This window comes from Paenibacillus sp. FSL H7-0331, from assembly GCF_001956045.1.
Genome location: NZ_MRTH01000032.1, coordinates 59664 through 74261 on the forward strand (window position 1 = coordinate 59664; position 14598 = coordinate 74261).

A 14598-nucleotide genomic window follows, 5' to 3' on the forward strand; every position below is an offset into this window, starting at 1 on the left:
CTAAATAATGAAAGATACATTAGGTGAAAAATGGTTTTATGCCATCAACTATGTCATGTTGTCATTCATGGCATTGACTTGCTTGCTGCCGATTGTACATATCGTATCACTCTCTTTTAGTGACAGCCATTCGGTTACGTCGGGACGTGTCGGCTTATGGCCGATAGGATTAACATGGGAATCGTATCGGATGCTGCTGCAGGGGACGAATACCATAACCGCATTCCGCAATAGCGTGCTGATTACAGTGGTTGGTACGGTCTTTAATATGGTGTTCACGATTCTAGCCGCTTATCCATTAGCGCGCAGGCGCTTTTATGCAAGAAGATTTTTTACGCTTGCTATCGTATTTACCATGCTCTTTAACGCAGGCTTGATTCCCAACTATTTGTTAATCAAGCAGTTAGGCATGCTGAATGAATACTGGGCATTGTGGCTTCCTGGCTTGGTGAGTGCATGGAATATGCTAGTGATGAAATCATTCTTTGAACAGCTCCCGGAGGAGCTCATTGAGGCAGCTAGAATGGACGGATGTAATGAATGGCGTCTGATCTTCAGGATGGTGCTCCCTTTATCGCTTCCTATTATAGCGACGTTAGCCTTATTCTATGGGGTTAGCCATTGGAATTCGTTCTTTAATGTATTGATCTATATCAACGATCCGATGAAGTATAACATGTCAGCGCTTGTCCAACAGATGATTCAGAACCAGCAGCTGCTTCAGGAAATCAATTCAGCTGACGCGGGTGCGGCTATATCCCAAACCACTCCGGAAACGATTCGGTCAGCAGGAATTGTAGTCATGATTTTACCCATGTTGATCGTCTATCCATTTCTTCAGAAGTATTTCGTAAAGGGAGTTATGATCGGTTCTATCAAGGGATAGGAGATTCCTGTGTGGATCTTCACACGGTTGAACTTATATATCATATGTATGCTATGGAGGGGTCAAAGTGAAAGAGCTTTTCAATCGAAAGGTATTATCCGCTGCCTTATGTACAGTTGTTGCATCCACCGCTGTGCTCGCAGGGTGCAGTGAGAAGACAGAAGAATCGAAGATCGTGGAAGAAAAGTCTACAGCCAGTCAAACAGCCGCACCTGCAAAGAAGTCCAAGATCAGAGTTTCCGTGTATGATCGTGGTCAAATTCCTGCTGGAGAAGGAGATTTCACGAAAAATAGATGGACGCAATGGATCAATGAGAACGCTCCGGTTGAGGTGGAATTTGTACCTGTACCGCGTGGCGAGGATGTTCAGAAGCATAACCTGCTGTTCGCAAGCGGCTCTGGTCCTGATCTTGTTGTGTCGTACAGCGGTTCCCTTCGTAACGATTTATTTACGCAGAAGCAGCTTCGCCCGCTTGACGATTTATTGGAGAAGAGCACGACATATAAGAAGCTGGTCGAACAATATCCGCTTGCTAACAAGATGGGGATGAAGCCAGATGGTAAAATCTATGATTTTAGCAGAATCACGGGTCTTTCCTCCAATCACGTGCTGTTGGTACGTCAAGATTGGCTGGATAAGCTGAAGCTGACCGCTCCCGCAACCGTAGAGGAATTTTACAATGTAGCAAAAGCGTTTACTGAAAATGATCCGGATGGTAACGGGAAGAAGGATACGCTGGGTACGAATATCAGCCATATTACCGGAGCTGTTATACATATCATGTTTGATAGTACCTTTGTCAATCTGGATTATAATCAAATCCCTTATCGCTTCGATGCGAATGGGAAGCTGATCAATGGCTTCCAGCATACCAAAGAGGCTGTTGATTTCCAGAAGCGATTATTTGACGGCGGATTTGTAGATAAAGATTGGGTCACGGACAAAAATGGCGAAAAAGCGAAGCAGGATTGGTTAAATGGCAAGATAGGTATGTATGCGGCTAACAAGGGAGGTTACGATCTGGCGTTATATGAAGCATTGAAGAAAAACAATGCGAATGCGCAGGTGGTTGCTATTCCGGTTCCTGAGGGTCCTTATGGTAAATTCAGCGCGGCACAGGATGCTCCGGTGCAGCCTACAGCTTCTGTCAACTCCAGAGCTAAAGACCCTGAGGCAGTGATGAAATTTGTAGATTGGATGAGTACAGAATCTGTATTGACCACACTTAAGTTTGGCCTAGAGGGTGTTCACTGGAAGAAGGGCGTGAATGGCTGCCCTGAGATTATCGACCGCGAGAAGAACAAAAAGGAAGTGGACTGGAATTATGATTACTGGACGCCGCTTGGCTCTACGGTTCTTCTAGGCAAGTGCGCTCAGTATGAGGTGACCCTAGATACAAAGAATCCGGTTCAGAATGAATTCATGACTATTCATAAAGCCTCAAATGCAGCCTATTTGACGAAAGATCGTCCTGTCCAAACGAAGATTGACAACCTGCCGCCTCTTCCACAGGATCTACAGCTGGTAACGACAAACACAGGTATGGCTGATATGTGGGTGAAGGCGATTGTTGGCGGTAAATCTTATACGGCAGAACAGGCTTATAAGGATGTTGTTGATTTGTGGAACAAGCGCGGGGGAACGAAGGTAGAGGAATTTTTCAACAAATATATCGATGAGAATAAAAAACTGATATACAGGCCTGACGTGGATAACTATGTGGGTATGTAATTCATTCATTTGATCTGGAAGGCAGACGCGAAGGAGGAGCTCTTATGATTAGCAGGATGGCGATGGAAGATGACGTTAACCTTAGAGTAGCTCCTGCGTGTCTGCCGGAATGGTTAGAAAAAACGATTTCATTTGAAGGAGGTTGAATAATGAATCTAAAGGGGTTTAAGCGTTTCATCGTGATACTCATGACTATTATCCTGGTCATAGGATCTATTCCGGTATCGGTAGCAGCTGAAGATCACACGAGCAGCGGCAGCTCGATCCTGTTTACCGACAGCTTTGAGAGCAGATCATTTACGCAAAACCATTGGAAGGATGTACCTGCCCAGTGGGATGTAAAGACAGAGGGGAACCTGAGCTCACTGCAAGCAGTGAACTCGAATACCAGGACCTTTTTGCAAAATGTGGATGCGGCCAGTTGGACCGATTATGAAATGAGTTTCAAGGCTAAGTTTACTTCCAATGTAGTAGGCCGGGCAGAATTTTTTGTTCGTGCGGATCAGAATGGAAATTTCTATTCCGTGGAGGCGCAAATCGCGCAAAATCAATCTCAGAGCGTTGTATTTAAGATGCATCGTTGGTCTAACATGGTTTATCAGGGAAATATAACGACCAATGTTACCCATACCTTCGACCCGACCGCATGGCATGTTTACAAGGTTGAAGTTAAGGGAAGTACGATTAAGCTTTGGATAGATGATAGCCTTATCATTACGGGGACAGACCCCAATCATCATTATCCTGCTGGAAATATCGGCTTCCGCAGTCAAAATATTGGTCTACAGATGGATGAGCTTACCGTAAAGGGGCAAGGAGGCACCGAAGAGCCAGCTAAGGAGTTTCAGCTCGTACATACACCCATTACCCAAATTTCGGCAACCGGAGGAGCTGAACTTACTGCGCATATTCCAGCTCCATCCGCGGTGACAGGGCAAGTATATTACAGGTACGGATATGCCGAAGACGGTGCTATTTATGAAAGCGCAAACATGAATAAGGGAGCTGGAGATAACTACACCGTTCGTGTCCCTGGTCCTCACTCGGCTGAAAGGACTACTATGAACTATATGATTGAGGCTGCAGATTCCGGTGGGAGCCATCTATCGAGCGGTTATCGGGATCACTTCACCAATCCTTCATTTACGGCAGCCCATTTTACCCAAGTACCCGAGCAATGGATTGTTACTCATGACTCAGGGATTCCTGTCATGAAGGCTAATGCGTCCAATACGCGTAACTATTTGACCCAAGCTAATGCTGAAGGCTGGAGGGACTATGACGTAGAATTCAAGGGCAAATTCACGAAGAAAGCCGACGGTCTGGCCGAATTTTATTTCAGGGCCGATGAAGCAGGCAATTACTACGCTATTGAAGCACAGACCTTGGCAGCTTCCAACCAGGTTACACTGAAGCTGCACTACTGGGAGAGCAACGTATATAAGGGCAACTTGACGGCTAATGTGACAACCACTTTAGACACTTCCATCTGGAATGACTACCGGATCAAAGCAAGGGGAGGACAGTTCAGCCTATTCGTAAATGGCAATGAGTTGATTTCGGCTACGGATGCCAATAATCGCTTTCCAACCGGAGGTATTGGCTTTCGCTCTAACAATGTGGGACTGGAGATTGCAGCGTTGTCCGTCAGCCATCCAGTACAAGTGACTGGCTTTCAGCAGCTTTCTTTAACCCATACTCCCAAGACGACAGTACCTTTTAATGCGGATATTCCTGTTCTCTTCCAAGTAACGGATGCAGGTTCTCCCGTCACTGCTGTTGTCTACTACCAGTATGGAGATGGGGAGATTTCACAGGTACGACTGAGGCAGGAAGCATCCCAATCATTCACGATGAATATTCCGGGAACGAGCCGTTTCGACCATGTGAGCTATTATATCGTTGTACAGGATGATGAAAATCGGACAGCGCGTTATCCTGCGTCTGGTCAGTTGACCGTTCAAACAGGCCAATTCCAGCCTTATGTGACAGACTTCGAAAATATGTCTGCGGGCAGCGTGCCGCCTGGGTGGAGCGTGCGCGGTGACGCCAAGGTTGTGCAATTGCCAGAGGGCATGAAGGTGCTTCGCCTTAATGGTCAGAAGAACCAAGCCTACCCTAGCGCCACCTTATCTGATCCCCAATATGCCAATCTGGACAACTTTGCCCTTAAGTTCAGAGCCAAATACGTTCGCACCAGCGATGAATCTTACAACGTATGGCGTTTACGCTATCGAGCGCAAAATGACAATAACAACTATTCCATGGAGTGGGGAAGCCACAACATGCGTTATTTCATCATGAGAAAGACAGACTTGGGCGGTAACTACGCACTTGGAACCTATAATGAATCTCTGGATAATCGTTGGATTGATTATGAAGTCCGGGTTTCAGGAATTACTCATGAGCTGTACATCAATGGAGCCAAGGTGATCGGCATCGATGATTTTGATCAGCTGCGCATAGGTAAAGGCTACATTCAATTCGGCACCGTCAACGGGATTAATCTGATGATTGATTCTATTCAGGTACAGCCATTGGAATCTGCACTTGTCTACTATGTTGAGCCAGCAGGAAATTATACCGGAATTTACGGTCCTGGGGAGCAGGCAGGGGTCAAAGTGCATCTATCGGGAGGCTCTGCAAGTCATGACTTTCAGGTTCGATACACGGTCCATAAGGCTGACGGTGATAAAGGGCTGGTTTCTCAGGGCTCTGTTGATTACCCGTTAGTCGCTTATGAGGAACGGAATGAAACATTGATACTCACTCCAGCCTTGAATCAGATTGGCACCTATGATGTAAAGCTTGAGCTGTACATCGACGGAGTTCATGCAGAGAGGTTCTCCAAGAACATACGAATGGCAGTAGTGAAGCAGCTTGCTGAGCAAACAGAACCGGATATGCAGCTGGAATCCAAATTCGGCGCTAACACGCATTACGCGCTTAATTGGCGCGATGATCTTATGGAGGCTGCTCGCAAAGCGGGCATAAAGCATCATAGAAGTGGCTTGAATTTAGCTGATGTATTTGCAAACCAATATGACAGCAGCGGCAAGCCCATTTTTGACTTCACTAAGAAAGACGCTTACTTGAATAAAATCCAAAGCTTTGGTTTATACAGCATACCTGTATTTGGTTTTATCGAGGATACCCGAAAAGCGGCTTCCTATGAAGGGTTGAAGCTGATCGAGAGCTTTGCGAATGAAAGCACGAAGCATTACAAGGGGCAATTCAATCGGTACGAAACGCCTAATGAGCCGGAGAACTATGTGAAGCCCTATGTGCCGTATGAGATTGTACAGCAATGGAAAAGGGCATACATGGGAGTCAAGAAAGCAGATCCCAGTGCTACCTTCATCGCAGGTGACCACACATCAAGCGTACGAAGCATTTTGCCGAAAGAGCTGGAGCTAGGTGCCTACAACTATGCAGATGCTTTCTCCTGGCATCCGTATGTATATAATGCTATGCCTGATGGCGCCATCGAATCATTCATACATGACGTAGGAGGCATGGTCAACCAATACGGCGGCTGGAAGGATTTCTACCTTACAGAGGGCGGCTGGCCTACGGCTAAAGGCGGTCATCCGAGTGTTACAGAAGAAGTGCAGCGTGATTATATTGTTCGTGCTTTTCTAATCTACATGACACAGCCACAAGTAAGGACTTGGGAGTATTACAACTTTAAAAATGATGGAACCGATGAAAATTATTATGAAATATTTTGGGGTATGACTGATGTAGACGGCAGACCTAAGCTGTCCTATGGAGCTGTGAACAACATGATGACGACCCTGGAGGGTGCCGAGTATGCAGGACGTCTGGATGTACCGGACAATAAGGTGAAGGCCTATGTGTACTTAAAGGATTCCAAACCAATTATCGTCGCTTGGCGCTCCGTAGACCATAAGGATAATCCTGACCAGGTATCGCCTGTATCCGAGCTTTCCTTGCAGGTAGGCTCGAGCGAGGTGACCGTAAGAGATATTAATGGCAATGATACAGTCAAGCCAACGGTGAATGGCATCACACAGGTTACCGTATCGGGATCGCCTGTCTATATTCTGAATGCTTCACCTGATGTGCTGTATAGCGGATCGCTCCATGTGCTGGAGGATTACCAGGATCAGGCATTGGAACAGATTAAAAATCTCAAAAATAGCGAGAATGAAGCTCTAGTCACCCCACTCCTAACTAAGCTGGACAGCATCCAAATCAGATTGGCAGCGACTTTGCAGAATTCGAATCTGAGCGCTAAAGCCCAAGGTCTTGAGCAGGGCATCGAAGATGTGTATGCCCTCATGACGGAGTTGGCCGTCGAAATTCAGAACGCTAATATCGATCGGGTGAAAACATTTGTGGCCATGGAAACCCTCTACAATTATGCAGAGGCAGCATCGAAGCCCTTGATCCAAGCTCGGCATGCTCAAGGCATCCAAACGGTGACACACCCCTACAAGTCCAATGTACAGCAAGCTGTAAGCAAATACGAATTGAAAACAGCTGGACACCATCTGCTCCCGGTATCCACGTCTGCTTTGCTTCGAGTCCAGCGCTATGCAGCAGTGGCTGAGTCCCGATTGGGGAAATCCAGATATGCAGAGAGCGATGTATACGGATTATTAGCAGGTGAATTCGCTAAGGTTCTGGAGCAGATTATTGCCGCCGATCTTCCTATTTATACAGGAGTATGGCTCAACGTCAACCAGGCCCGTTTAACGGGAGAACCGGGATACACGGCACGCCTTGCCGGTACGGCTGTCAATGATACAGATGCGAGCAAGCAGGTAACAATCCGCCTTGAGCTTCCTGCAGGCTGGGGAGAACTGCCGCCTGAAACGGTCCGTATTCCAGCCAACGATACCTATAACTTTGACATTCCATTATTAGTGCCAGCGAATGCTTCCAAAGGTCAGTATACACCAAAGCTAATACTGGAATCGGACGGAGCGATCATCGAAACGGCTAAGGTTGAGCTAAGCATCAATGATGCCATCAAAGCGATCATCAAGCCAGTGGTGAAGCCTTTTGCTGAGCTGGATGAGGTCGAGGTTGAACTCAAAGGTATTTCTGAAGTTCCAAAGACAGGCAGGGTTGTGCTTCGTGGGCCGGATGGAGCCCCGTTGACGCCGTTATCCGGTGACACCTTTGCGAATCTGGCGAAAGACCAGACCGTCAGTCAGCGGTTTGCATGGAACTATAAGACGACACATGATTTTAATCGTTATGTCAATGACTTGACGGTGACCGATACGGTGTATAACAGGGTTATTTTCGAGGATAAGGTTCCACTGGATTTCCTAATCACCTCCCGCATATCGGATCAGCCTGCGATAGACGGACAATTGAAGGATTGGAAGAAGGCATATCCGATTCACTTGAGAGGGGCAGATAAAAACAACACAGGTGTCTACAACCCAACCAATCTGGATGCGGTCGCCTATACATTGTGGGATGAGCATAATCTGTTTATGGCAGTCGAGGTTACAGATGATATTCACAAGGCCTCCGAAAATCCGCCTAATATGTGGAAAAATGATTCGGTGCAGTTCGGTATCGATCCGCTTAAGGACAGCTCTGCCAGCTATAACCAGGATGATATGGAGTGGGGCTTTGCCTTGCATAATGATGGGACACATCTTTCGAATATTTATTATTCCAGACCGCCTAACCTGAATGGCAACGTGAGCAGCCAGCTTCCGTATTCTATCTCCCGGGATGAAGCGCTCCATAAAACCTATTATGAAATCCAAATACCGAAGACGATGATCCATCATTTGACTCTGGGCGAGGGCGAGACCTTCCGTTTCAATGTGGCTGTAAATGATGCGGATATGCAGGCAGGACGCGATAATTTCATCCAATGGACTCGGGGCGTGGCGGATTCGAAGAATCCAGGCATTTTCAATGAGTTCAAGCTGATCAAGTCGGAAGGAAATTCCGATCCCGGCCCGGTGACAAAGCAAAAGTTCGTACTCTCAGCGGATAAAGCGATTGTCGAAGTTAACGATCACGTAAGTCTGACGGTTGCAGCCGAGCAGGCAGAGGATTTATATGGAATCGATCTTAGGATGGAGTATAGTACTGGGCACCTGCGGTTGGAGAAGATTGAAGCGCTGGAGCCCTTTGCAGAAGGAGGGGAGAACGGCCAAGGTTTCATTCTGTATCAAGACCATGGAGGAAAGCTTCATATAGTTGCAAGTAAAGCGGGGTTCAGGCAAGGAGTGAGCGGTAGTGCGCCCTTGTTGCGACTGACGTTCAAGACGCTGAATCAAAGCGATCTGTCTACGGTAACCCTTGGTGCAGGTGCAGTCCTTTCTGACAGCACAGGCATCGATAGTACCGTGGAGGATGGTGCTTCATACCAGATTGCTATCGCCGATTCGACAGCCATCACAGGTCAAGAGCCGCGTTCCGATGCTATTGTGCTCCTAGGCAAGGCCTTCGGTAAAAAAATGGGAGACGCAGGGTATGAGCTGAAATTGGATATGAATAAGGATGGCCGTATTGATATTGTAGATATCTCTTATGTGGCTCTTAGAATCCTGAGAAGGAGCAACTCATCATGGTAAGGGTAAGGAGGAGCAAACGGATGCACAGTAGAAGGTACGTTTCTTGTTTTGTGGTCATTTTTCTCTTTCTTTCCTTCATGCCAATCCGTCCTTGGACAGCTGCTGCAGAAGACCTAGTGTCTTCTAACGCAGCAGGTCCGCTTCCGGTCATGAAGGATATAAGCTGGAGCCCGGTAGAGCCCGCAATCGGTAACGAGCTGTCTTTTCAGGCTGTAGTTGAAAATCAAGGAGATGCAGCAACGAGTGGAAGTACGACTGTTCGCTTTACCGTAGACGGTTCGACGGTTATACAGGCGGTATATGAGGGGGCGATTGAGCCTCTCCAGACAGTCACGATCACAAGCAATCAGACATGGAGAGCTGCGCCTAATCATCATAAAATCAAGGCCGAGATCGAAGGAACTGTCTCCCATATGGAGAAGCTTATCATGCTTCCAGCCGCTGAATTAGCCCAAGGGAAGCCGATTACAGCTAGTTCCGAGAAGACGTCCACTGGGCGTACGGCCGCGATGGCTATTGACGGAAATATCTCGACTCAATGGGAATCGGCAGCTTCACCCGCGCACCTTGTAGTGGATCTGGGAGCGCCCTATGATATCAATAAAGTTGTTCTTTATCAAGGTCCGGATTGGAGTGCCAGAACGCTAACCTTCAACGTAGAAGGAAGCTTGGATGGCAATCAATTCACTACTCTGGCACCTGCCAAGGACTACCGGTTTGAGAAAACTCCGAAGCATAAACATGAGATTGGTTTCAATTCGGCTAATGTCCGTTATGTGCGTCTTAACGGCACCTACAATTCCAATGCGGCCAATGGTATTCAATTGACCCAATTGGAAGTGTATCAAGATCCAACCTACAAGAACCCCTCACAGATAGCTGCGAATCTCAAGGTGACGGGTCTTTCATGGCAACCTGTCAATGCTTTTGAAGGGGATTCGATCGTGTTTCATGCCGTAGTAGAAAATCTGGGTGATGAGGCGTATATAGGCGACCTGAACGTCCGCTTTGCCATCGGCAGCGACATGCTTACTGGCACTCAAGCAGGAGTAGTTCTTCCTAAGGGGTGGAAAACAACTCTTGTTTCAACGCCTTGGATTGCGTCAGCACCAACAGGCACACGATCGGTTTCGGTTCATGCTGACGGGTTCGAATCGAATGTCAGCTCATACCCAGTCCGGCTCCAGGCCGCCAACCTTCGATTGCCAAGTCAATGGACCTACAACCAGATTGGAAGTCACGAGCTGGCAGGATCAGCCACTTACAGTAACGGTGAGTTTACACTGGAAAGCTCAGGATTTGATATCGCCGGATTATCGGATGAATTTAGCTATGTACATCAATCAACCAAGGGTGATGTAGCGGTTATAGCTCGAATTCAATCACTGACAGCTGCTGACAGCACAGCAAGTACAGGTATTATGTTCCGAGAGAGTCTGGAGGCGAATGGGAATTTTGTAGGCTTGCGACTGTCAGCTAACCGCAGTTTGCGGTTGGATAGCAGAAGCAATAACAGCAGCGTTGTAACCAGCAATTTGACAAGCGGAGTTACTACGCCTAAATATATAAAGCTGGAAAAAACAGATCATGTATTCTCTGCTTACGTGTCAAATGATGGCTTACAGTGGGGATCGCCTCTGATTCAGCATCAGCAATCATTATCAGGTGAAGTGAGAGCCGGGGTATTCGCTGCCTCCAAGAATAGAAGCCAACGGACGAAGGCTGTCTTCGAGAACTTGCGAATGGAAACGATTAACAAGCCTGATTTAGTCATAGAGCGTGTGACACTGCACCCAGCTGCTCCTAAGCCAGGGGATCAAGTGACATTTACTGCTCACATAAAAAATCAGGGGCTTGTATCCACGAATGAGTCAACATTTAATGTCAATTTCAAGGTAGATCCATCGGTTAACGCTGCCACCGTCAGTTCGGCTGTATATATGGGCATCCTTCAATCTGGCGAGATGGCTGCCGTAACAGGCAATGCGGTATGGAGTGCAGTCAAGGGTACGCATGCTGTAGCGGCCACAGTGGATTCCGAAGGACATGTGGAAGAGAGCAATAAGCAAAATAATGAGAACATATATTATGCCGCTATACAAGAAGTGAAGAATGAAACCGAAATGACTGATTTTGACAAAAGAGCCCGATATATCGTTCAGACATTTGCTAACGAGCAGCCGCAGCAAACCGACAGGACACTTTGGGTCAAGGAAGCGGTATTCTATGCGCAGGCTAGGTTCGAACTGGGGACTGATGTTGATACGGCGCTTCAATGGATTAACAGTATCAATGATAATCCTGCTGGAAGCTCGATGTTTTTTTACACGTCCAATATAGATACCTACTTGAAATATGGTCATCTGTATCCAGAGGCGCTGCGTCAAAAGGTGAAGCAAAAGCTGCAGGCTATCGATTATTCTAACAATGGTAGCACCGAGAATCATATGATCAAGTTCAGAACGGCAGGCTATTTGGTTGCTCAAACTTGGCCGGACTGGAGCAAGGCCGTGGGGACGAAGCAGTATGCTGAACAGGATTTGAGAAATTTGATGAATCGGTTTGTGAAATACGGAATGAAGGAATATGACTCAACCACGTATCTTGCTCTGTATGTGGAATGTCTCCTTATGCTTTACGAATATGCAGAGGACCCTTCTATGAAGCAGCAGGCTAAGATGACACTGGATTGGATGCTTGCCAATACGGGGGGAGAATGGGTGAATGGCTACTGGATCTCCTCTACATTAAGGGATTATGAAGGTATTAGCCCTAAGCTGGGGGCAGCGGGCAATATTATAGCGTGGCTGTACTTCGGTGGTGATGAGCAGCCAAGGTTAAGGGAGAACGAGCTTAATTATCCGGAAGGGATGTATTCAGTTATAGGGGCGCTGTCCTCCTATAGGGTACCTGATATTCTGACCCGTATCTCGTCTGACCGAGCAGTCCCTCATTTACATCTGGAAAGCCATGACCAACATCCAACCAACAAGCTCAACGGGCCTCACGGTTATCGAAAAACCAGCTTTATCACAAAGCAATACGGGGTAGCAAGCCAATTTGATGGTAACGGCACCTTAGGATGGTCAGATCAACTGCGCCGTTGGTTGGTACGATGGGAGTCCGACGAGCCTTATAGCACCTTCTTTATGACTCATCCCAAACGAGGGGGAATTAAATCAGGGGCAACTCCTTATGAGCAGGTTCTTCAAAAGGATGGAGCAATTGTAGCTGTTTATAACATTCCGGCCAGCGATCCTTACCCCTATGTGAATGCGCCCTTCTCAAGCTCGTTCAAGAAGCTGGTAGAAGATCCGAGCGGCTGGTTATTCGGGCATGGAGGAAGCGTTCTGCTAGCAGTGAAGCCTTTGAAGCCCTACGTATGGACTCAGGAATCCATCGGATCATTGAGCATACCCGTTTTGCGAAGCGAGCAGCTAAAGAATGGAATCATCGTAGAAACAGCAGATCCTATATCTTATCAGGTGGAAAACGATAATGCCTTGAGCAATGAAGAACGCATTAACAATGAACTTCAGCGTTTTGCACAAGCGATTAAGAGTCAAACAACTGTAGATACCTCTGGCCTTGATCAGACGAATCCAACGATCACTTATACCGCGCTATCTGGTGAAAATCTGAGCATCACCTATAACGGTGATCGCAAGATTAATGGAAGTGCTGTCGATTATACGGCTTGGCCGTTAATCCGCTCTCCATTCATCGAGCAGGAGGTCGGCAGTGACGTCATGATGCTTCGGCACGGCGGTGAAACATTGACCTATGATTTTAGTCAATGGACGATTCATACACCCGCAGAGTCAGCGGATTTATCGGTAAGTCAAGTTGGCTGGTCTCCAGATAAACCACAGGTAAATGACAACGTTACTTTTAATGCTACGATCCGAAACGCGGGTCTGGCAGCTGCCACGGGGGGATTTGAAATCACCTTTCGCGTTGATGGCTCTATGATCGGAACCGTCCAGCATCAGGGAGCGCTTGAACCTGGGAAGACGGCTGTTATAACCTCCGGTACCTGGAAGCCCACGGAGGGAAAGGTCTACGTGGTGAAGGCAGAGGTCCGATTATTGAACGCTCAGGAAACGAATTCGTCGAATAACGAACTGGAGAAAAGTGTGGCTGTTTCAGGACCTGTTCACATTTTGTTCCAAGATGATTTTGAAACCAATATTACGACTCTATGGGACTCTGCGGGAAGCGTGGGAAGTTGGTCCCATGTCACGGATGCTACTCTCTCCTCCAAGGTGATGAAAGGCACCAGTACAGCCACAACCGGCAATCCGGTGCGGAAGGTGGCCAAATCAGGGCCATGGGAAGATTACGATGAGACGAACAAAAATTATCTGTTTACATTCAAAGCCAAATATGCGGAAGGCACCGCCAGTAACGGGACGGGGGAACAGATGAGAACGCTAGTTCGTTTTGCCAACCCGCAGGCCTATTACTATTTTGAATTCAGCAGCAAAAAGAAGACGGTTTCCTTTGTTAAGTACACGACGGCGACCAACTTTATTACGATTAACCAGCCAATCAGCCTGACAGCTATACTGCCTGGTTTTAACTTCAACACCTACAATCAATATTCGATTAAGGCGGAGGAGGATGTTTTTTACTTGTATATCAATGACCAACTCGTCATGCAGACAAATCCGGATCAGGATATAACGGCTGGCTCGGTAGGCTTCATGAATCGAAATTCCGAGCTATGGATCGATGAGGTTCAGGTGCAATCTTTACAGAGTGTATCTCCGAATCCTGGAGACTCGGCCGTCTTCGACTTCCGTCTGGCCCCAACTCCATCTGGCGGAAATGAAATAGCCATTGATGTAGGGGTCAGGGATGCTCAGGATCTATACGGCTTCGTGTTCGATATAGCCTATGATCGAAACCAATTATCCCTGTCGAAGGTAGAGGCACATTCCGACTTTGGAGAACATGCGTATGTGGGCTATCAAGATCATGGAACCTTCGTCCGAATGGCTGGCACACGGACCAGCGCAGATGGTGGACAGGGAATTAACGGAGAAGCACGTCTGATCAGGCTGTTCTTTACGCCAGTACACCTTGACGATGTGATGAGCTTTACCCTTCGCAATGGTTCGGACTATTCGAATAGTCAAGGAGTAAGCTTCATGATTGAAGAGGATATCGTGGCCCTGCTGGCACTGGCCAATGCAGACGTTAACGGTGATGGGAAGATTACCATTAATGATCTTGTTCTCGTTGCCAAAGCATACGGGAGCAAGGCTGTGGATGATACTAGATACAAGCTGGCCTATGACATGAATCAAGATCAAATTATTGATATTGCTGATTTAAGCTTCATTGCACTTAAGCTGCTTCAGAAATAATTGGACCGTATGCAGCCTGCTGTGAATGTCATA

Annotated in this window: 4 protein-coding genes; all 4 read left to right on the top strand. The window is 47.2% G+C overall.

The genetic code is table 11. The features are described 5' to 3' along the window. Nucleotides 1-7: 7 nt before the first annotated feature. The 4 genes from BK127_RS31560 to BK127_RS31575 all read left to right on the top strand — a co-directional run bounded on the left by BK127_RS31560 (nucleotide 8) and on the right by BK127_RS31575 (nucleotide 14565). Entirely contained in the window at nucleotides 8-886 is an 879-nt protein-coding gene (locus BK127_RS31560) for a carbohydrate ABC transporter permease (protein WP_076236079.1), read from the top strand. 67 nt (nucleotides 887-953) lie between these two features. Then, complete coding sequence (locus BK127_RS31565; RefSeq protein WP_076236080.1) at nucleotides 954-2618, top strand: extracellular solute-binding protein; 1665 nt, start codon at nucleotides 954-956, stop codon at nucleotides 2616-2618. A gap of 149 nt (nucleotides 2619-2767) precedes the next feature. Continuing rightward, nucleotides 2768-9193 carry a 3-keto-alpha-glucoside-1,2-lyase-like domain-containing protein gene (locus BK127_RS31570; protein WP_076236081.1) on the top strand — a complete coding sequence of 2142 codons (6426 nt, stop codon included), beginning with the start codon at nucleotides 2768-2770 and terminating at the stop codon, nucleotides 9191-9193. Between the two features lie 20 nt (nucleotides 9194-9213). Beyond that, nucleotides 9214-14565 carry a CARDB domain-containing protein gene (locus BK127_RS31575; RefSeq protein WP_076236082.1) on the top strand — a complete coding sequence of 1784 codons (5352 nt, stop codon included), beginning with the start codon at nucleotides 9214-9216 and terminating at the stop codon, nucleotides 14563-14565. Nucleotides 14566-14598 lie beyond the last annotated feature (33 nt).